Annotated in this window: 16 protein-coding genes; 11 read left to right on the plus strand and 5 right to left on the minus strand. The window is 70.2% G+C overall.

Annotated features, from left to right (window positions below):
* Positions 1–13 precede the first annotated feature (13 nt).
* Together ACWEOW_RS00325 and ACWEOW_RS00330 are read left to right on the plus strand one after the other, a co-directional pair.
* A complete protein-coding gene (locus ACWEOW_RS00325; RefSeq protein ID WP_452267149.1) occupies positions 14–952 on the plus strand; it encodes a LysM peptidoglycan-binding domain-containing protein in 939 nt (312 codons plus the stop codon).
* Positions 953–1,019: 67 nt separating this feature from the next.
* Positions 1,020–1,886 carry an aldo/keto reductase gene (locus ACWEOW_RS00330; protein ID WP_452267150.1) on the plus strand — a complete coding sequence of 289 codons (867 nt, stop codon included), beginning with the start codon at positions 1,020–1,022 and terminating at the stop codon, positions 1,884–1,886.
* Between the two features lie 159 nt (positions 1,887–2,045).
* On the opposite strand, the gene ACWEOW_RS00335 is transcribed toward ACWEOW_RS00330, so the two are convergent.
* From ACWEOW_RS00335 to uxaC, 3 genes are all read right to left on the minus strand, one after another.
* Positions 2,046–3,515: a glycoside-pentoside-hexuronide (GPH):cation symporter gene (locus ACWEOW_RS00335; RefSeq protein ID WP_452267151.1), complete on the minus strand. Its 1,470-nt coding sequence runs from the start codon at positions 3,513–3,515 to the stop codon at positions 2,046–2,048.
* A gap of 132 nt (positions 3,516–3,647) precedes the next feature.
* Positions 3,648–5,096: a mannitol dehydrogenase family protein gene (locus tag ACWEOW_RS00340; RefSeq protein WP_452267152.1), complete on the minus strand. Its 1,449-nt coding sequence runs from the start codon at positions 5,094–5,096 to the stop codon at positions 3,648–3,650.
* Positions 5,093–6,517 (minus strand): glucuronate isomerase, encoded by a 1,425-nt coding sequence (uxaC, locus tag ACWEOW_RS00345; RefSeq protein WP_452267153.1) that lies wholly within the window; start codon positions 6,515–6,517, stop codon positions 5,093–5,095. The genes ACWEOW_RS00340 and uxaC overlap by 4 nt, the downstream gene beginning before the upstream one ends.
* Before the next feature lie 100 nt (positions 6,518–6,617).
* On the opposite strand from uxaC, the gene ACWEOW_RS00350 reads away from it, so the two are divergent.
* Positions 6,618–7,940 carry a lactate racemase domain-containing protein gene (locus tag ACWEOW_RS00350; protein WP_452267154.1) on the plus strand — a complete coding sequence of 441 codons (1,323 nt, stop codon included), beginning with the start codon at positions 6,618–6,620 and terminating at the stop codon, positions 7,938–7,940.
* Here ACWEOW_RS00350 and ACWEOW_RS00355 read toward each other — a convergent pair.
* Complete coding sequence (locus ACWEOW_RS00355; RefSeq protein ID WP_452267155.1) at positions 7,844–8,914, minus strand: LacI family DNA-binding transcriptional regulator; 1,071 nt, start codon at positions 8,912–8,914, stop codon at positions 7,844–7,846. The genes ACWEOW_RS00350 and ACWEOW_RS00355 overlap by 97 nt on opposite strands.
* Before the next feature lie 104 nt (positions 8,915–9,018).
* Between ACWEOW_RS00355 and uidA the strand changes: the two genes are divergently transcribed.
* The 4 genes from uidA to larB all read left to right on the plus strand — a co-directional run bounded on the left by uidA (position 9,019) and on the right by larB (position 13,914).
* On the plus strand, positions 9,019–10,800 hold the full coding sequence (uidA, locus tag ACWEOW_RS00360; protein WP_452267156.1) for a beta-glucuronidase: 1,782 nt from the start codon (positions 9,019–9,021) through the stop codon (positions 10,798–10,800).
* A 76-nt stretch (positions 10,801–10,876) separates the two neighbouring features.
* On the plus strand, positions 10,877–12,307 hold the full coding sequence (gndA, locus tag ACWEOW_RS00365; RefSeq protein ID WP_452267157.1) for an NADP-dependent phosphogluconate dehydrogenase: 1,431 nt from the start codon (positions 10,877–10,879) through the stop codon (positions 12,305–12,307).
* Between the two features lie 10 nt (positions 12,308–12,317).
* Positions 12,318–13,217, plus strand: coding sequence for an ATP-dependent sacrificial sulfur transferase LarE (gene larE, locus ACWEOW_RS00370; protein ID WP_452267158.1), 900 nt, complete (start codon positions 12,318–12,320; stop codon positions 13,215–13,217).
* Complete coding sequence (gene larB, locus ACWEOW_RS00375) at positions 13,207–13,914, plus strand: nickel pincer cofactor biosynthesis protein LarB (protein ID WP_452267159.1); 708 nt, start codon at positions 13,207–13,209, stop codon at positions 13,912–13,914. Before larE ends, larB begins: the two co-directional genes overlap by 11 nt.
* A gap of 623 nt (positions 13,915–14,537) precedes the next feature.
* On the opposite strand, the gene larC is transcribed toward larB, so the two are convergent.
* Positions 14,538–15,833 (minus strand): nickel pincer cofactor biosynthesis protein LarC, encoded by a 1,296-nt coding sequence (gene larC, locus ACWEOW_RS00380; RefSeq protein ID WP_452267160.1) that lies wholly within the window; start codon positions 15,831–15,833, stop codon positions 14,538–14,540.
* A 169-nt stretch (positions 15,834–16,002) separates the two neighbouring features.
* On the opposite strand from larC, the gene ACWEOW_RS00385 reads away from it, so the two are divergent.
* From ACWEOW_RS00385 to ACWEOW_RS00400, 4 genes are all read left to right on the plus strand, one after another.
* A complete protein-coding gene (locus tag ACWEOW_RS00385) occupies positions 16,003–16,353 on the plus strand; it encodes a VOC family protein (RefSeq protein WP_452267161.1) in 351 nt (116 codons plus the stop codon).
* Positions 16,354–16,478: 125 nt separating this feature from the next.
* The gene (locus ACWEOW_RS00390; RefSeq protein ID WP_452267162.1) at positions 16,479–16,955 is read left to right on the plus strand and encodes a hypothetical protein; all 477 of its coding nucleotides are present in this window, start codon (positions 16,479–16,481) and stop codon (positions 16,953–16,955) included.
* Positions 16,956–17,023: 68 nt separating this feature from the next.
* Complete coding sequence (locus ACWEOW_RS00395) at positions 17,024–18,235, plus strand: DUF480 domain-containing protein (RefSeq protein WP_452267163.1); 1,212 nt, start codon at positions 17,024–17,026, stop codon at positions 18,233–18,235.
* Positions 18,236–18,342: 107 nt separating this feature from the next.
* Entirely contained in the window at positions 18,343–19,557 is a 1,215-nt protein-coding gene (locus ACWEOW_RS00400) for an alpha-L-fucosidase (protein WP_452267164.1), read from the plus strand.
* The last annotated feature ends 140 nt before the right edge of the window (positions 19,558–19,697 follow it).

The raw sequence follows: 19,697 nt of genomic DNA on the forward strand, positions 1-19,697 counted from the left end.
GAGTGATCGAAAGATGACACTGAACGGGTCCATGCTCGGCGACATTCTCGGCGCGGCCGGAGCACGCGGCGGCCAGATCGCGAGCCTCGACGAGCTCGCTCGCGGCGCCACCGAGGCGATGCGACTGGGCGGGATGAACACCGTCAACCGGTGCGCCGGATTCCTGTCCCAGACCATCCAGGAGTCCGCCTTCCTGCGCACCACCAGGGAGTTCGGCCGTGGCAAGGGCCGCGCCTATTTCCCCTACTACGGGCGCACGTTCATCCAGGTCACCTGGAAGGACAACTACCAGCGGTTCGGAGCGTGGGCTCACGGTCGCCGGCTCGTGGACACCGACGACTTCTTCGTCCGCAACGAGGATGAGCTGGCCGACCTGAAGTGGGCGTGGCTCGGGGGCCTGTGGTACTTCACCGCCAACCACGGCTGGGGGCGCACTCTCGTGCAGATCTGCGACTCGGGCAACATCAAGTCGATCTCGAACGCGGTCAACCGGGGTGACCCGTCCTCGTCGAAGGACCCGGCAGGCCTGCAGACCCGACGGCTGCTGTGGGACGCAGCGCACGACAAGGGGACCGCTATCGTCCCGAGCGTCGCAGCCCAGGTTCCGGACCACGCAGGGGTGGTCCTGAGCGGGCGCGTTCACGTGGTTCAACCGGGCGACACCCTCAGCGAGCTGGCGGCTCGCTTCGGCACGAGCGTCGGAACTCTGCAGCGGCTGAACAACATTCAGGACGCGGACCTCCTCAGAGTCGGACAGGTCCTGCACATTCCCGGGACCGCCACTGCGGGCACGCCTGGGGTGGCATCACCGCAGTTCTACACCTTGAAGCGCGGTGACACGCTCAGCGCGGTTGCCCGCCGGTTCGGCACGACCGTCGCTCGGCTGGTCAGGCTCAACGGCATCGCCGACGCGAACACCGTCCCCGCGGGGCTGCGGATCCGGATCGCTTGAGCGGACCCACCCGCTGACGCTGGTGGCCGGGTTGCCTGTCTCGCCTCGGAGGTCGAGGCTGGTGCTCATGGAGATGCGTAGGCTCGGACGCCTCGGACACCTGAGCTCGGTACTCATCTACGGCGCGGCGGCACTGGGCGATGTGACCCAGGATGTGGCCGACCGATCGATCCAGGAGGCACTCGACGGCGGCATCAACCACTTCGACGTGGCGGCCAGCTACGGGGATGCCGAGCTGCGCCTCGGTCCCTGGATGCCGCAGATCCGTGACCGGATCTTCCTGGCGACCAAGACGGGCCAGCGCGCCAAGGACGCGGCCTGGCAGGAGATCAACGCCTCGTTGGAACGGCTCCAGACGGACCGTGTCGACCTGCTGCAGCTGCACGCGATCGGCGACCTGGCGGAGCTCGACGCTGCCACCGGGACGGACGGGGCGCTCGAGGCGGCGGTGCGCGCGCAGAGCGAGGGCCTGGTCGGCGCGGTCGGCATCACCGGTCACGGTCGTGATGCGGCCGCAACCCACCGAGAGGCCCTACGTCGCTACCCCTTCGCGACGGTGCTGACGCCGCTCAACCCGGTGCTCTGGCGCGCCGAGCAGTTCCGCACCGACTACACGGCCCTCGTCGAGGAGGTCCGCCGCCAGGACGCGGGTCTGATGACGATCAAGGCCGTCTCGCGTCGCAACTGGCCGGACGGCGCCGAGCACTCGCACACGACCTGGTACGAGCCCTACCACGACCAGGAACGGATCACGGCGACAGTGTCCTGGGTCCTGTCCCACACAGAGGTGACGGGCCTCGCCACCGCTGGCGACGTCCGACTTCTCGGCATGACCCTCGAGGCCGAGAGGAACCGCGTCCTCGTTCCGGAGGCCGAAAGCCAGCTGGTCGGCGACCAGGCCTACGCATCACCGTTCATCTCGATGCCCTTCTGACCCGTCAGGATCCGCCAGCCCCGCGACACCGCCAGACCCGGGACGCCGCCACACCCGCGAGACACCCTCGGGCCAGGTGGAGGTGGACGCCGTCGCGGCCCTGTGATTCTGCTCCGCATTCCGGAGCAGAATCACAGGGCACGGCGAGGAGCCTGGTCGCTACTCGATGACGTGTCCGTCGGGTGCGATGAGGTGGCCCTGCCGGGCCTTGCGCAGCTCGGTCTCGTTGCGGATCTCGCGGAAGCGCTGGTCGGTGAGCGGGTACTTCCAGAAGATCAGCATCGCGATGGCGGCAGCGAGGGCGGGCAGGAGGCCGATGGTGACCCGGATCGCCAGGATCGCCGAGTCGGGCTGGTCCGGGCTGGGCACCGCGGCCGACGCAGAGACGTAGCCACCGAAGGCCAGGGCCGCGGCGCCGACCGCGCCACCGATCGACTGGGTGATCTTGCGCGTGAAGGAGAACACGGCATACGTCGCTCCCTCGGAGCGCGAGCCGGACCGCCACTCGCCGTACTCGACCGTGTCGGCCTCCAGGCCGAACATCACGGTGTTGATGAGGGCAGCACCGATTCCCTTGACTCCCATGAAGATCAGCGCCGGCGCGATGGCACCGGTGGGGGTGAAGAAGAGAGCCAGGCCACCGCCGACGGTGAACAGGCCACACCACTGGAAGAGCGCCTTCTTGCCGAACCGGTCGACCAGCTTCGGGATGAAGGGAGCCGCGACGATGGAGATTCCGCTGTTGACGAGCGTGATCGGGCCGAGCCACATGATGTCGCCCATGACGTACTGCGCGTAGAACGCCGAGGCGCCGCCGACCGCGAAGAGCCCGACGAGGTAGAAGAAGCTCGAGGCGCAGAGGTAGCCGAGCGGGCGGTTGTGCCGCAGCGTCTCCCACGTGTCCCGCAAGGACACCCGCGGCTGGGTCCTGACGACCTGCTCGCGGCAGAGGAAGAACGTGATGAGGTATGCCGCCGTCCCCACGGCGACGAAGAGCAGCGTCGTCTGGGTGAAGATCGCCTGGGCCTGCTCCCGGTACTCCGCGGGCGAGAGGGCCTTCCGGTGAGCCTTCAGGTCAGAGATCTGGGGCGCGATGATGTACGTCAGTACGACGCCGCCGACCGCACCGCCGAAGAACCGCGATGCCACCAGCTTGGCCCGCTCCTTGACCGACTGGGTCATCGCCGAGGCGAGGGAGCCGTAAGGGATGTTGACGAGCGAGTAGACCAGTCCCAGAGCGGCATACGTGACGTAGGCGTAGAGCAGCTTCGCGCCGTCGTCGATCGACTCGGGCATGTGGAAGGTGAGGAAGCTGAGGAACAGCAGCGGCACGGCGCCGAAGAGCAGGAAGGGGCGGAACTTGCCGAAGCGCGTCATGGTGCGGTCGACGAGGCGCCCGGCGAAGATGTCGGCGACGGCGTCCCAGAGCCGCACGACGAAGAACATCGTGGCTACGGCCGCGGCCGAGAGCCCGGCGACATCGGTGTAGTAGTAGAGCAGGAACGCGGTGCTGAGGGAGAAGGCCAGGTTGTTGGCGAAGTCGCCGAAACCATAGCCGGCGACCGAGCGCTTGGGCAGCCGCTCGTCGATGAACTTCTGAGCGATCTGCTCTGTGGTGATGGTGGCCATCAGCCGAACTCCTTTGTGGGCCAAGGCATTTCTGCCGGGTAGTGCCTCAAGTACAGGGCCGCTGGGCCGTGCGCGGCAATCAGTTGCCGCTTGTTGCCGGTGATGTGCCGGCGACGACGGAATCTGGCTGTGTCACAGCGCTGCCCGGCGCTCGATGTCCTCGACCTGGCCGGCCACCAGGGTCGCGAGCGACGGGTCGAGGCGGAGCCAACCGAGGACAGCGGCAACCGCCTCGGCGACCGACCCTCCGGCCAGCCCCCGGACCTCGTCAGCCAGCGCGTCGGTCACCGGCGCCCCGTGTCCGCGCAGGTGTGCGACCCACGCGGCGACGAGCCGCGTGCCGCCCGAGGCCGACCGGCCGGCGGCGAGCTCGGCCCGGATGACCGGGACGGCGCGAATCCTGACCTTCTGCGAGCCGTCGGCGGCGATCTGGGCGAGCCGGTGACGGATGCTCTTGTTGCGGAAGCGCTCGAGCAGCGCCGACCGGTAGTCCACGACCTCATGGGCCGGCAGCTCCAGATGCGGTGCCGCGGCGTCCCACCACTGCTCGACCCACGATCTCACCGTCGGGTCGTCGATCGCGTCAGCGACGGTCTCGTGCCCCAACACGGACCCCGCGTAGGCCATGAGCGAATGGGAGCCGTTGAGCAGCCACAGTTTTCGCTGCTCGAAGGGACGCACATCGTCCACGAACCGCGCGCCAGCATCCTCCCAGCGCGGTCGGCCGGCCGGGAAGTCGCCAGCCAGCACCCACTCGGAGAATGGCTCGGTCGGCACCGGAGCCGCGTCGTCGTAGCCGGTCTGCGTCGCGGCCTCCTGCCGGTCGGACGCGGTCGTTTGCGGCGTGATGCGGTCGACCATCGTCGTCACGAAGGACACGTGCTCGCCGATCCACGCCCCGATAGACGGGTCAACGTGGGCCGCAAGGTCGCTCACGATCCGTGACACCATGGCGCCGTTCTCGGGGACGTTGTCGTTGGGAACGATCGCAATGGCGCCCGCAGCCGCCGCTCGTCGCGCGAGCAGCCCCGCGACGAGCCGACCGGGTGTGGTCGTGACCACACCGTTGACTGGATCTGCCTGCAGCGCACCGATATCCGTGGCCACATCCGCCGAGTCGACATCCAGGGACCCGTCGACTCGGCGACGGTAGCCTGCCTCCGTGACGGTCAACGTGACGACGCCGACGAGCGGGTCGGCGAAGTACGCGCGCAGCTCCGCCAGATCGGCACCCGGGTGGACCGCACTCAGGCTGGACACGACTTCGGCACGAAGTCCCTGCGGCCCCTTGACGAGCAGCGTGTAGAGCCCGTCCTGGGCAGAGAGCGCGTCGGCAACGTCGGCGGACCGGCCCGTGAAGGCAGCGATCCCCCACTCCCCCGCGTCCAATGCGTGTTCGGTGTACCAGGCCGCGTGCGCGCGGAAGAAGTTGCCCACCCCGAGGTGCACGTGGCGCACCGGCGCCGGCCGGCGCCCGGCGACCGAGCGGCTCAGCGCGTGACCGACGCCGGCGGACACCGCGGGTTCGCCGCGCTCGGGTGCCGCGGCATACGACGCCTCAGAGCTCTTGGAGCCGGTCACAGCTTGAACGCCTTCCGCGGGATGCTCGTGACCAGGTCGACCGCGGTCTCGGCCGCCTCGTCCTCCTCCAGCCGGTGCTCCGCGACGAGCTGCGCGAGGTATGCCGCGTCGAGCCGTCGCGACATGTCGTGCCGTGCCGGGATGGACAGGAACGCCCTGGTGTCGTCGATGAACCCCGACGTCCGGTAGAAGCCCGCCGTCTCGGTCACGGCACCACGGAACCGGCGCACCGCCTCCGGGGCGTCCAGGAACCACCAGGGGGCTCCGACGAAGACGCTCGGGTAGAAGCCGGCCAGCGGTGCCAGCTCCCGCGAGAAGACGGTCTCGTCGAGCGTGAAGAGGACGAGGTGGAAGCCCGGCTCGGTCCCGTAGCGGTCGAGGAGGGGCTTCAGGCCTCGCGTGAACTCCGCGGCGACCGGGATGTCGTGGCCCGTGTCGGAGCCGAGACGGCGCGCGGTCGGCCCATGATGGTCGCGGTGCACGCCCGGGTGGAGCGTCATGACGAGGCCGTCCTCGACCGACATGCGGGCCATCTCGAGCAGCATGTGCCGGCGGAACGCGGTCGCCTCTCGCGGGCTGGCGACTCCACGCAAGGCCCGGTCGTAGATGGCGGCCGCATCCGAGGGGGCGAGCGCGAGAGTCACGGCGTCGGCGTGGCTGTGGTCGGCCGACACGGCGCCCTGCTCGATGAAGAAGCGGCGCCGCTCCTCGAGCGCGGCGAGGTACCCGGCATACGACCCTGTGTCGATGCCGCTCGCCCGGGCCAGGTCGGTCATCACACCGGGGAAGTCGGGGCGGGCCGGCTCTAGATACCGGTCCGGCCGGAAGGTGGGCACGACCCGGTGGCCGAAGCTCGGGTCGTCCCGGAGGCGACGGTGGTGGTGCAGGTCGTGCGCGGGGTCGTCCGTCGTGGCGAGGACATCGATGCCGAAGCGACGCATCAAGGCACGCGGCCGGAGCTCCGGGGCGGCAAGGCGTTCGGCGATCGCGTCGTAGATCTGGTCGGCCGTCTCTGCCGTCAGCCGCTGGGTCACGCCGAAGACGTCACCGAGCACCGCCTCCATCCAGAAACGGCTGGGCGTGCCGCGGAAGGCAGCCCAGTGCTCGCCGAGCAGCCGCCAGGCCCGGCGTGAGCCGGCCTCGTCGAGGGGGCTGCCGACGCCGAGATCCTCGAGCGACACGCCCTGAGCGTGCAGCAGCCGGAAGACATAGTGGTCGGGCGACACCAGCAGCGAGGTCGGGTCGCGGAAGGGTGTGTCGTCGGCGAGCCACTCGGCAGGGACGTGCCCGTGCGGGGAGACGATCGGCAGGTCCCGCACGACCGCATACAGCCGGCGCGCGATGTCACGGGTCGCGGGGTCGGCGGGGAAGAGCCGGTCCGGGTTGAGGACGAGGGGTGGGGCTGCTGCGACGGTCGTCATGCGCTCCATGGTCGACCGGCGCGCTTCTCGGACGCCACGTGTTGCCACGAGTTGCCCGGGCGCCTTGTCACGTCGCAGGGCTGGGCGGACAGTGGGGCGCATGACCACGACCCAGCAGACCGGGCCTCCGATGGCGCCGCCGCTCGATGAGGCGCCCGAGCAGGCGGCCCGCCGAGCGGCACGGCTCGGCGACGAGCACGGCGTCCTGACCTCGGAGCAGGTGCGCGGCTTCATCGCGGCGCAGCTCGCGGCAACAGATGTCGACGGCAAGAGCGTGTGCATCCTCGTGCCTGACGGCACCCGCACCTGCCCCATGCCGCTCCTCGTCGGCGCCGTCCACGAGGCCCTGCACGGCAGGGTCAGCCGCCTGACGACCCTGGTCGCGCTCGGCACGCACCAGCCGATGAGCGAGGAGGCCCTCGGGAAGCACCTCGGGTACGAGCCGGGCCGGCTCGAGGAGACCTACCCCGGCATGACCGTGGTCAACCACGAGTGGTGGAAGCCGGAGACGTTCGCCGACCTCGGCACGATCCCGGCCGCGCGCCTGGCCGAGCTGTCCGAAGGGCGCCTGAGCCAGGACGTCCGCGTGCTGCTGAACCGCGCGGTCGTCGAGCACGACGTCGCCCTCGTCGTCGGGCCGGTGCTGCCGCACGAGGTCGTGGGCATCTCGGGCGGGAACAAGTACTTCTTCCCCGGGGTCGCCGGGCAGGAGATCATCGACGTCTCGCACTGGATCGGCGCGCTCATCACATCAGCCGAGATCATCGGCACCACCGCGGTGACCCCGGTGCGGGCCCTCATCAACGAGGGCGCCGCTCTCGTGCCGGCGGAGAAGCTCGCTTTCTGCGTCGTCGGCGCCAGCGGCTCGCTCGACCTGCACTCGATCTCGTTCGGGGACACCGTCGCCTCGTGGGCCAGCGCCGCCCAGGTGTGCGCCGCGACCCATGTCCACTACCTCGACGAGCCGGTGCGCCGAGTGATCTCGATCATCCCGGCGATGTACGAGGACATCTGGACGGGCGCAAAGGGCTTCTACAAGCTGGAGCCCGCGGTCGCAGACGGCGGCGAGGTCATCCTCTATGCCCCGCACATCACCGAGATCTCGACCAGCCACCCGGAGATCAACGAGATCGGCTACCACTGCCGTGACTACTTCGTGAAGCAGTGGGACCGCTTCAAGCACATCCACTGGGGAACGCTCGCGCACTCGACCCACCTCGGGGGCGCCGGGACGTATGACGCCGAGACGGGCGAGGAGCGGATGCGGGTCAGGGTGACCCTGGCGACGCGGATCCCCGAGGACGTATGCCGTGCCGCAAACCTCGGCTACGTCGACCCGGAGTCGATCGACGTCGCTGCCGAGGCCGAGGCCGGGTCGTTCGTCGTGCCCGACGCGGGCGAGGTCCTCTTCCGGCTGCGCTGACCGGTCGAGCGGCGCACGACGAGCCGGACCGGCATGACGATCGGCTCCCGGCTCGGCACGGCGCCACCGACCATGGCGACGAGGTTCCGCACGCCGGTCGTGCCCATCGCGTGCAGGGGTGCGGCGACCGTGGTGAGCTCGGGCTCGGTGATCTCTGCCAGAAGCGTGTTGTCGAACCCGACGATGCTGACCTCGCCGGGCACCGCGACCCCCAGCCGGAGCAGGCCCTTGAGGACGCCGATGGCGATGACGTCGTTGTAGGCGATGACGGCGGTGGCGCCCTGTTCCGCGACCTCGCGGGCCTTGCCGAACCCGGCCTGGACAGTCGGCGTGTTGGACGGCCCGACCCGCCGCAGCCGTATGTCGAGCTCGTATGCCGCCTCGCGCAGCGCCTGCCAGCGGGTCCCGTCCGTCCAGCTCGCCTCCGGCCCCGCCACATACGTGATGGACTCGTGGCCGAGCTCCGCCAGATGCTCGACGGCGCGGCGCACACCGCGGGCGTTGTCGACGAGGATGCTCGGCACCTCGGGCAGGCGGCGATTGAGCACGACGACGGGCTTCTGCTTGGCCATCATGCGGATTGCCTGGTCGGACATGCGTGAGCTCGCGAGCAGAACCCCCTCGACCGCGCGGAGCTCGCGCTCGGTCCACTCGCGCTCGAGCTGTGCGTCCTCCTGCGTGTGGGAGAGAAGGACGGTGTAGCCAAGCTCCCCGGCCGCCTCGTGCGCACCGCGGATGATGTCGGCATAGAAGGGGTTCGTGATGTCGGTGACGACCAGGGCCAGCGACCTGGTCCGCGAGGTGACCAGCCCGGGGAGGGCACCCGAGCGGTAGCCCAGCGCCTCGGCCGCCTCGAAGATCCGGGCCGCCGTCTCCGCGTTGACCCGCCCCGGCCTGGCGAACGCGCGCGACACCGTCGACGCCGCCACGCCGGCAGCCTGCGCCACGTCGTAGATCGTGGGACGACGGTCCATCTCGTCAATCTAGGAACCATGGCAACTGGTGGCAATCGCTCGCCCCCGTGCGCGGACGGGTGACTCAATGGAAAGAACCCCGACCGCTTCACGAAAGGCCTCTGATGCTGCGCCCCCAGGACACGACCACCCGAGAGACCAAGCGCCTCGACGGCATCTGGGCCTTCCAGCTCGACGTCGGCGCGGAGGGCCGCGAGGCCGGCTGGTACCGCGGAGCCCTCCCCTCGCCACGCGACATGGCCGTCCCGGCCAGCTTCAACGACCTCACCGCCGACGCCGCGGTCAGGGACTTCGTGGGCGACATCTGGTACCAGCGCACGGTGCACGTGCCGCGTGGCTGGGCCGGTCAGCGTGTCGTGCTCCACCTCGAGTCGGCCACCCATCGCGCGACCGTGTGGGTCGACGACCACGAGGTGGTGAGCCACGAGGGCGGATACACGCCGTTCGAGGCCGACATCACGGAGCTCGTCACGCCCGGGCAGCCGGTCCGCATCACGGCACTCGTCAACAACACGCTGAGCTTCCAGTCCATCCCGCCAGGGGTGATCGAGCAGACCCCTTCTGGACCGGCGCAGCGCTACTGGCACGATTTCTTCAACTTCGCCGGCATCCACCGCTCGGTGTGGCTCGTCGCCACCCCCTCGGCCCGCATCGAGGACGTCACGGTCGTCACCGGCTTCGAGGGGAACACCGGTTCGGTCGACTACCGCGTCGAGGCTGCGGAAGCCGACGGGCTCGAGGTCTCCGTCGCGCTCGTCGACGCCCTCGGACGGGAGGTCGCCACCGGACGCGGCGCGACCGGGTCGCTCAGTGTCCCCGACGTCCACCTGTGGGCGCCGGGCCACGGCTACCTCTACGACCTCGAGGTCCGCCTCGTCGGCGGTGCGGGCGCCATCGTCGACAGCTACCACCAACCCGTCGGGATCCGCACCGTGGAGGTCCGCGGCACGGAGTTCCTCATCAACGGAGACCCGTTCTACTTCAAGGGTTTCGGTATGCACGAGGACCACGCGACCATCGGCAAGGCGCACAGCCCCGCCCACCTCGTCCAGGACTTCGAGCTGCTCGAGTGGATCGGCGCCAACTCGTTCCGCACCTCGCACTACCCGTACTCCGAGGACGTCCTGGACTACGCCGACCGCCACGGCATCGTCGTCATCGACGAGACGGCTGCGGTCGGGCTCAACATGGGTCTCGGGGGCGGCATCTTCGGGGGGCAGGGCTACACGACCTTCTCGCCGGAGACTGTCAACGACGCCACCCGCGAGGTGCACGCCCAAGCGATCCGAGAGCTGGTCGCCCGGGACAGGAACCACCCCAGCGTCGTCGTGTGGTCGATCGCGAACGAGCCGGAGTCCGACACGCAGGGCGCCGAGGACTACTTCCGCCCGTTGTTCGATGTCGCGCGTCAAGCCGACCCGACGAGGCCGGTCGGTTTCGTCAACGTCATGCTCTCGCCCTACGGGACCTGCCGCGTCTCGCAGTTCGCGGACGTCCTCATGCTCAACCGCTACTACGGGTGGTACGTCAACACCGGCGACCTCGCCGGCGCCGAGCTCGCGTGGACGGCCGAGCTCGAGGGCTGGGCCTCCGAGGGAAAGCCGATCATCATCACCGAGTACGGCGCCGACACGCTGGCCGGCAACCACTCGCTGACGCCACAGCCGTGGAGCGAGGAGTACCAGGTCGGCTACCTCGAGATGAACCACCGGGTCTTCGACGCCTGCGATGCCGTCGTGGGCGAACAGGTCTGGAACTTCGCCGACTTCGCGACGACCTCCGGGATCATGCGGGTGGACGGCAACAAGAAGGGCGTCTTCACCCGCGACCGCCGGCCGAAGGCCGCCGCCTTCGCGCTCCGCCGCCGCTGGCGCAAGGACGCCTGACCGCACCCGCAGCGACACGGCATACTTCATCCAACCGGCATACCGTCAACGTCCTTCTCCTCCAAAGGAGCCCATCGTGAGCAATCTCGCCGACATCGGAGTGACCGGCCTCGCCGTCATGGGCAGCAACCTGGCCCGCAATCTCGCCCGTCATGGCCACGCCGTCGCGCTGCACAACCGCTCGCCCGAGCGGACCCGCGCCCTCATCGAGCAACACGGCTCGGAGGGCTCGTTCATGCCGTCGGAGGCGACCAAGGACTTCGTCGCCTCGCTCGCACGCCCCCGGCGGATCATCATCATGGTCAAGGCCGGCGGTCCGACCGACGCCGTCATCGACGAGCTCGTCCCGCTGCTCGAAGAGGGCGACATCGTCGTCGACGGTGGCAACGCGCACTTCGAGGACACCCGGCGCCGCGAGGCCGCGCTGCGTGAGCACGGCCTGCACTTCGTCGGCACCGGCATCTCCGGTGGGGAGGTCGGGGCGCTAGAGGGGCCCTCGATCATGCCGGGCGGCTCGAAGGAGTCGTATGCCGCGCTCGGGCCGATCCTCGAGTCGATCGCCGCGCAGGTCGACGGCGAGCCCTGTTGCGCCTGGATGGGGCCGGACGGTGCGGGGCACTTCGTCAAGATGGTGCACAACGGCATCGAGTACGCCGACATGCAGTTCATCGCCGAGGCCTACGACGTGCTGTCGGCCGCCGGTCTCACGGCCGCCGAGGTCGCCGACGTGTTCCGCGAGTGGAACACCGGCGAGCTCGACTCCTTCCTCGTCGAGATCACTGCGGACGTGCTCTCCCAGGTCGACGCGGCCACCGGACGACCCCTCGTCGAGGTGATCGTCGACGCCGCCGAGCAGAAGGGCACCGGTCGCTGGACCGTCCAGACCGCCCTGGAGCTCGGCGTGCCCGTGTCGGTGATCGCGGAGTCAGTCTTCGCACGGTCGGCGTCCGGTGACACGGCCGTGCGCGACGCGGCTCGCGGGGTGCTGACCGGGCCGGATCGTCTTGTCCCCGTTGCAGATCGGCAGCGGCTGGTCGACGACGTCCGCGACGCACTGTGGTCCTCGAAGGTCGTGGCGTACGCCCAAGGGCTCGAGCAGATCCGCAAGGCGAGCGAGGAGTACGACTGGGGCGTCGACATCGCCACGGTCGCTCGCATCTGGCGCGGCGGCTGCATCATCCGGGCTCGCCTGCTCGCGCAGATCAGCGACGAGTACGCCGCCGGTGGACTCCGCACGCTCCTCGTCGCACCGAGCATCGCCGCGGGCCTGGCAGGCCGTCAGGACGCATGGCGCCGCGTCATCGGGCTCGCCACGACGGCGGGCGTGCCGGTGCCCGGATTCTCCAGCGCGCTCGGCTACTACGACACGGTGCGAGCCTCGCGGCTGCCCGCCGCCCTCGTCCAAGGCCTGCGCGACAACTTCGGCGCGCACACCTACGGCCGCGTCGACCGCCCAGGTGCCTTCCACACGCTGTGGTCGGGTGACCGAAGCGAGGTCGAGGCGTAAGGATGGGGAGATGACCACTCCCGCGCGTGGGCCTCAGAGTGTGAGTGTCGACCTACCCGAGCCTCTGGGCGCGCTCGCCGAGCAGGTGACCGACTCCATCCGTCGCCGTATGCCGACCGGCTCGGCCGAGCGGCTCGGCGTCGCCTTCTCCGGTGGCGTCGACTCGAGCCTGCTGCTCGCGCTCGCGATCCGGGCTCTCGGCCCCAGCCGAGTCGTCGCCGTGCTCGGGGTCTCTCCGAGCCTGGCGGGCGACGAACGGCGCGGCGCGCACGACGTGGCCGCCCACCTCGGCGTCCCGCTCGTGGAGGTGGCGACCCACGAAGGGGACAACCCGGCATACCGCCGCAACGGCCCCGACCGCTGCTTCCACTGCAAGGACGAGCTCTTCACCCGGATCTCCGACGAGGTCGCTGAGCGGCACGGCCTGTCCGTCCTCGCCTACGGCGAGAACGCCGACGACGCGCGACGGCCGGACCGCCCGGGCTCACGGGCCGCGACGAACCACGCGGTGCTTCGACCGCTCGCCGACGCGGGCCTCACCAAGAGCGACGTGCGCTCGCTCGCCCGCGCCCTCGGGCTGCCCAACGCCGACAAGCCGGCCGCGCCCTGCCTCGCGTCGCGGATCCCGCACTTCACCGAGGTCGATCCGGTGCGGCTTGCGCAGGTCGAGGCGGCCGAGCATGCGCTGCGCGGGCTGGGGTTCGCGGACAGCAGGGTCCGGCACCACGGCGACGTGGCCCGGGTCGAGCTGGACCCGGACGACCTGCCCCGCGCGGTGTCGCCCGAGGTTCGCGGACGACTGGTCGCGGACGTCAAGGCGGCCGGCTTCCGCTTCGTCGCCCTCGACCTCGCCGGCGTGCAGTCCGGCGCCTTCACGCTCCCGCTGGTCGGGACGACCCATGGCCGATGAGCCGGGTACCCAGCTCGACGGGGTCGCCGAGCTGGACCTCGAGCGCGGCGCTCGACGGGGCTATCCCGAGGCTGTCTACTGCGAGGGCAAGACGGCCGACCAGGTGCGTGCCATCGCGCGACGCCTTCGAGCCGCGCACGCGACCGGCGAGACGTCGGGGACACTGCTTTTCACCCGCGCGTCCGCCGAGCACGCGGCTGTGGTCGTCGACGTCTTCGCCGAAGCCGCCTACGACGAGACTGCAAGACTGGTTGTCTGGCCAGCCGAACCCCCTTCTCCCACAGGTGAGCTCGTGGTCGTCCTCTGTGCCGGGACGTCGGACCTCCCGGTCGCGCGCGAGGCCATGCTCACGGCGCGCCACCTCGGTCGCCCTGTCGAGCTGGTCGTCGACGTCGGCGTCGCCGGGATCCACCGCGTCCTGGCGCGGCGTGAGCTGATCGACCGGGCCGGCGCCCTCGTCGTCGTGGCCGGCATGGACGGTGCTCTCGCAAGCGTCGTCGCCGGTCTGGCGAGCGCCCCGGTCGTCGCGGTTCCCACGTCCGTCGGCTACGGCGCGGCCTTCGGCGGGATCGCCCCACTGCTGACGATGCTCAACGCGTGCGCACCGGGCGTCGGTGTGGTCAACATCGACAACGGGTACGGCGGCGGGCACCTCGCGGCGCAGATCGCGGCCCCCCGCGACCACGCACCCCACTGAGCGCGCGCCCCCTTTTGCCGTCGAGTGGGCGCCCCGTCCCACGCATCACAGCGCAACCGCCCCAAAGGCCTGTTACGGGTGGGGACGGGCGCCCACTCGACCGTGGTCCCCGGCTCTACGCGCAGGCAGCGTGTGCCCGCCGAGCGCGCGCGCCCTCTTTGCCGTCGAGTGGGCGCCCCGTCCCACGCGTCACAGCCCAACGGCCCCAAGAGCCTGTTACCGGTGGGGACGGGCGCCCACTCGACCGTGGTCCGGAGTTGTCCGGCGCGCCGAGCGCGCGCGCCCCCTTTGCCGTCGAGTGGGCGCCCCGTCCCACGCGTCACAGCCCACCGGCCACAAAAGCCTGTTACCGGTGGGGACGGGCGGCCACTCGACCGTGGTCCCCGGCTCTACGCGCAGGCGGCGTGTACCCGCCGGGGCCGCGCCCCCCTTAGGTCGAGTGGGCGCCCCGTCCCACGCGTCACAGCCCAACGGCCCCAAAGGCCTGTTACCGGTGGGGACGGGCGGCCACTCGACCGTGGTCCCCGGCTCTACGCGCAGGCAGCGTGTGCCCGCCGGGGCCGCGCCCCCCATTGCGTCGAGTGGGCGCCCCGCCCCAACAGCCCCCCGACCGGCAACGGGCCTCAGGGCGCAGGAGCTCCCGGCTCGAGGCCGGCGGCCGCGGCAGCCGCAATCGCGCCCTCGAGCACATCCCGCACCGGTCGTCCGGTCGCCGACGCCGCGTCCTCGACATCCCGGAACTCCGGTGTGGCGTGGACGATCCGGCCGTTCCGGTGCGCCACTTTGACACGGACGTCCTGGCCGCTGACGGAGACCGTCACCCATGAGCGGGGCAGGGCCCAACGGCATACGGCCAGCTCACGGACGCCGATGGTGCTCGTCTGCGCAAACACGAGGTCACGCAGGGCAGGCACGTCCTCGGGCCGCGCGAGAACGCTGAGCGTGTGGGCGGGTCGGCCCTTCTTCATGACTATGGGGGTGAGCCACGCATCGGCCGCCCCGGCGTTGATGAGAAGGTCGACGACGGACGGCCAGACACGTGGGTCGAGGTCGTCGACGTTCGACTCGATGACGACGAGAGCCTCCTCGAGCAGGTCGTCGCCGTCGTGCACCTCGGCGGCCGTGGTCTGCGTGTGCGGCGATCCCAGCGCATCGACGGGCGCGCCTACGACCACGCGCACGACGTTGGCCCTCTCGGTCACGTCTTTGGTGCCGGCACCGACCCCGACCGCCTCGACACGCAGCGCAGGAAGCGGGCCCTGGCTCCCGGCGAGGCTGGTCACGAGCGCCATCCCCGTCGGCGTCGCCAGCTCGCCGTCCCCCACGGCCGCGACCTCCCAGCCCGCCGCGAGGCTCAGGACGGCCGGGACGGGGACAGGAAGTATGCCGTGCGCGGCGCCGACTGTCCCTGATCCCAGGGCGATTCGGCTGACGACGATATCTTCGATGTCCATGTGGTCGACTGCCGCGCAGACCCCCACCACGTCGCTGATGGAGTCCCACGCGCCGACCTCGTGGAAGTGGACGTCGTCCACGGCCACGCCGTGCGCCCGTGCCTCGACCTGGGCCAGCGCCGTGAACACCCGAATGGCGCGGTCGCGGACCCGGGCCCGTAGGTCGGAGACTTCGATGCGCGTCCTGATCTCCGCCCACCGGCCGTGATGATGCAGGCGGCGGCGATCCGGGTCCCGCAGCGTGACGTCGACCTTCGTCGCGCGGAGGCCGGCCCGGAGAACCGAGCTGGCAGTGATCTCAACGGTATCGGGCACGACGGCCTCGACAGCCGCGACGACCACCTCGAGCGGCACGCCGGCATCGACGAGTGCGCCGAGGAGCATGTCCCCTGCGACTCCCGCCGACGCATCGACCCAGAGGATGCGGGCGCCTGCAGGCGCGCTGCGGGTCGGCTCCTGCGGCATACGGGAAGCCTACGCGGGTCGCTCTCGCCGCGGCCTGCGGCGGGCTCGGGGCCCTGGCGGTGCGACGTGCCGTGCCCTGACCCGGGGCGCATGTCGATTCTGGAGGCGGTTGTTCGTCAAGGTGTTGCGAGCGCATCGATCCGGTGGCCCGCGAACCAAGGAGGTCATCATGAGTCACCCCATCGTGCACGCCGAGATCCGCTCCAGCGACCCAGACGCAACCCGAGCGTTCTTCGGTGAGCTCTTCGGCTGGACCTACCCCACCGAAGGAGCCTTTCCCGGATACACCTTCGTCGAGACCGGCGTCCCTGGAGCGCTGTACACCGCGATCAGCCCACTTCAGGGCGACAGCGACCTGGTCACGTTCTTCGTCGGCGTCGAGGACATGTCCGATGCGATCGCGAACACGACGCGGCTCGGCGGCCGCGTCGTACAGGAGCCCGTCACCGTCCCGGGAGTGTCGTTCGCGCTCATTGCCGACCCCCAGGGTCACGTGGTGGGCCTGGCCCAGCAGCTCTGAGGTGGGCCGTCGTGGACGGCGCTTCCCGGTGGCATAGTGGAAAGGAGCGGCCTGGCGGTGGCCAGTGACGTTTCGGCCTGTGTTCGGTCCGGCGCGTCGGCCGGAGTGGAAGAAGGCGGACCGATATGCCAGGGCATGAGACACAGTGGTCCGAGTCGGAGTGGCTCACCGTGCGTCTGGGTGGTGTGTGGATCCTCAGCGCGCTGGTGGGCCGCACGAGATTCGACGACGACGAGCGGAACGCCTTCTGGGACTGCGTGTCCGACTGCGCGTTGAGAGCGGAGGGTCTGAGCAGGCGGATCCTGGAGGCCATGGCGGCGGATCGCAGATGGCTCCTCGACGAGTTCTACCTCGATGGCCGCCCGACCGCGTCCGGGCTCATCGCCGTGGTCGGGTTGCTCGACCGGGCCGGTCCGCATGACGCCGAGCGGGCCCGGTCGACGTTGCTCGAGCTCGGGCAGGCCTTCGCGCGGGCGCGGGGACCGTTCGGTCGACGCATGAGCACCGACGACGAGCAGACCCTGCTCATCGTCGAACAGCTGCTGATGTCGGAATCGGCTACGCGCGAACACAATCCGCTCAACTCAGACCTGCCGATCTAGCCACACCACGTCAGTCCACACTCGCTTCCCATCCGACCGAGGAGGACGTACGCCCTAGAGTCGTTGGGGTGAGCGAGCTCCCTGTTCTCGACCCCACAGACCAGCGCGTCCTGGGCAGCCTGCTGGAGAAGCAGGCCACCGTGCCGGCCTCGTATCCGCTGACCGCCAACGCGCTGCGGGCCGCATGCAACCAGACCAGCAACCGGGAGCCGGTCGTTGACCTCGACGAGGAGACCGTCGAGCGGACGGCGCGCGACCTCAGGGAGCGAGGGCTGGTCCGCATCGTGTGGGCCGACACGGGCCGCCGGACGCTCAAGTACCACCAGATCCTCGACGAGCAGCTCGGACTCGCGCCGGACGAACGAGCCATCCTCACCGTGCTCCTGCTGCGCGGCGCCCAAGCGCCCGGTGAGCTGCGCACCCGCACCGAACGGTTGCACAGCTTCGCCGACCGAGGCGATGTCGAGGAGTCGCTTCGCAGGATGGCGGCCCGTTCCGAACCCCTCGTACGGGAGCTCGACCGCCGACCTGGGCAGAAGGACCGGCGCTGGGTCCATCTTCTCGGTCCGGTCCCGGACCACGCCGACGCCGCCCCGGCGGCCAGTGTCGACCGCGAGACAGTGCTGGCTGACGGCGCCGATGCCCGCGACGCGCGCGTCCGAACGTCGTACGACACCGTTGCCGCCACGTATGCCGACCGGCTCGTCGACGAGCTGCGTGGGCTGCCGTTCGAGCGCTGGTTGCTGGACCGCGTGATCGCCCATGCGGACGGGCGGCCTGTGGTGGAGGTCGGCGCGGGCCCGGGACACGTGACGGCATACCTGGGCGACGGTGGAGCCGACGCCATGGGGATCGACCTGTCGCCCATCATGGTTGCCGAGGCGCGCCGGCGCTTCCCCGACCGCAGCTTCGAGGTCGGCGACCTTCGGCGCCTGATCCGCCCCGCAACGAGTGCGGGGTGGGCGGTAGTGCTGGGCTGGTACTCGCTCATCCACCTGGCACCCTCCGAGCTCCCGGACGCGGTCGGCGCCCTGGTGCGCCCGCTGGCCCCGGATGGATGGCTGGTGCTGGGCATGCATGCGGGGGCTGACGTCCGCCACCTCGACGACTGGTTCGGTCACGAGGTCCAGCTCGACTTCGTGCTGCACGACCCGGCATTCGTGGTCGGGGTCGCCGAGAGCGCAGGGCTCGTCGACATCGAGTGGTACCTCCGTGGACCCATCACAGGCCGGGGTGAGACGACCCAGCGGTTGTACGTCATCGGCCGACGGCCGGACTGACCGAACGGCATACCCGAACCGGTGAGGAAGTTGATCTCGGACGATGAGCAGGTGCTGCTACTTCAGGCCCTGCCCTTTCGGGGCCGCGTGATGCCGGGCGAAGCGTCATGAGGCCGCGACCGACCCCAGGCCAGCTCGCATGGCAACGCGCCGGCTTCGGGCTGTTCTTCCATTTCGGGATCAACACGTTCAACGGCGTCGAGTGGAGCGACGGGACGCTCCACCCCGACACGTTCCAGCCGTCCGACTACGACGCACACCAGTGGGTCGAGACCGCGGCCAGGGCGGGAGCGCGCTATGCCGTCCTGACGGCCAAGCACCACGACGGCTTCTGCCTGTGGCCGACGGCCACCACGGCATACTCCGTCGCGTCGTCGTCCTGGCGCCGTGGGCGAGGGGACGTGGTGGGCGACTTCGCCGAGGCCTGCCGCGCGGTCGGGATCGGGGCCGGTATCTACCTGTCCCCTTGGGATCGAAACGCGGCGTGCTATGCCGACCCGCCGGCATACGACGCCTTCTACGCGACCCAGCTGACCGAGCTGTGCACGCGTTACGACGATCTCGTCGAGCTGTGGTTCGACGGCGCCGGCTCGGAGGGGCGGAGCTACGACTGGGACGGGTTCATGGACATCGTGGATCGGCACCAGCCCGGGGCGATGGTCTTCAACCTCGGACGCCCGACCATCCGGTGGGTCGGCAACGAGGACGGTCTCGCAAGCGACCCGTGCACCTATGTCACTCGGGCCACGACGCGCAGCCTCTACGCCACGGACGACGACGCTCTGACGGACGAGATCTACCTGCCGCCGGAGTGCGACGTGCCGATCCGAGCCAACTGGTTCTGGCAGCCCGACGACCTCACCACCCTCAAGAGCCGCGAACACCTCCTGGCGATCTGGTACCGCTCCGTCGGCCTGGGAGCGGGCCTGCTGCTCAACGTCCCTCCCGACCGCCGTGGACAGCTCGACCCTGCCGACTGCGAGCGGCTGCTCGCGACCGCGACCGAGCTGCAACGCCGCTTCGGCACGCCCGTGCCGGCGACCCTGCACCCATTCCCGGGCGAAACTCGCATCACCTGGGCGCGGGAGGCGACGATTGACCACCTGGACCTCGCAGAAGACCTCGTCGAGGGCCAGCTCATCGGCCGACACGAGGTACTCCTCGGCGACCGTGTCATCGCCCGGGGAGAGTCGGTCGGGGTGCGGCGTATCCACGCCTTCCCTCCCGTGACGACGCGCGAGCTGGTCGTCCTGCACCACCGTGGACGGCTCGAGCGCGCCGACGGCCACCGCACCGGCCACGAAGCGCCGCCGATGCTCTAGGCACGACACGACACGACACGACGGAGCCGTATGCCGTATGCCGTGTGGCCGGCAACACACCCGGCAGCCGCACCGTGGAGACAGTTACAACCGGCAGGACTTCGCGATCACCGGGTGGGTTGCGGTCGGAGTGCACATTG

The sequence above is a fragment of the Monashia sp. NPDC004114 genome (assembly GCF_053603855.1).

What these genes read in the sequence shown, in the direction of transcription:
- uidA (WP_452267156.1), top strand. Translation starts at nt 9,019, where the DNA reads ATGCTGCGCCCCCAGGACACGACCACCCGAGAGACCAAGCGCCTCGAC.
- ACWEOW_RS00325 (WP_452267149.1), top strand. Translation starts at nt 14, where the DNA reads ATGACACTGAACGGGTCCATGCTCGGCGACATTCTCGGCGCGGCCGGA.
- larC (WP_452267160.1), bottom strand. Translation starts at nt 15,833, where the DNA reads ATGCCGCAGGAGCCGACCCGCAGCGCGCCTGCAGGCGCCCGCATCCTC.
- ACWEOW_RS00335 (WP_452267151.1), bottom strand. Translation starts at nt 3,515, where the DNA reads ATGGCCACCATCACCACAGAGCAGATCGCTCAGAAGTTCATCGACGAG.
- uxaC (WP_452267153.1), bottom strand. Translation starts at nt 6,517, where the DNA reads ATGACGACCGTCGCAGCAGCCCCACCCCTCGTCCTCAACCCGGACCGG.
- ACWEOW_RS00350 (WP_452267154.1), top strand. Translation starts at nt 6,618, where the DNA reads ATGACCACGACCCAGCAGACCGGGCCTCCGATGGCGCCGCCGCTCGAT.
- ACWEOW_RS00400 (WP_452267164.1), top strand. Translation starts at nt 18,343, where the DNA reads ATGAGGCCGCGACCGACCCCAGGCCAGCTCGCATGGCAACGCGCCGGC.
- larB (WP_452267159.1), top strand. Translation starts at nt 13,207, where the DNA reads ATGGCCGATGAGCCGGGTACCCAGCTCGACGGGGTCGCCGAGCTGGAC.
- ACWEOW_RS00385 (WP_452267161.1), top strand. Translation starts at nt 16,003, where the DNA reads ATGAGTCACCCCATCGTGCACGCCGAGATCCGCTCCAGCGACCCAGAC.
- ACWEOW_RS00355 (WP_452267155.1), bottom strand. Translation starts at nt 8,914, where the DNA reads ATGGACCGTCGTCCCACGATCTACGACGTGGCGCAGGCTGCCGGCGTG.
- larE (WP_452267158.1), top strand. Translation starts at nt 12,318, where the DNA reads ATGACCACTCCCGCGCGTGGGCCTCAGAGTGTGAGTGTCGACCTACCC.
- ACWEOW_RS00330 (WP_452267150.1), top strand. Translation starts at nt 1,020, where the DNA reads ATGGAGATGCGTAGGCTCGGACGCCTCGGACACCTGAGCTCGGTACTC.
- ACWEOW_RS00390 (WP_452267162.1), top strand. Translation starts at nt 16,479, where the DNA reads ATGCCAGGGCATGAGACACAGTGGTCCGAGTCGGAGTGGCTCACCGTG.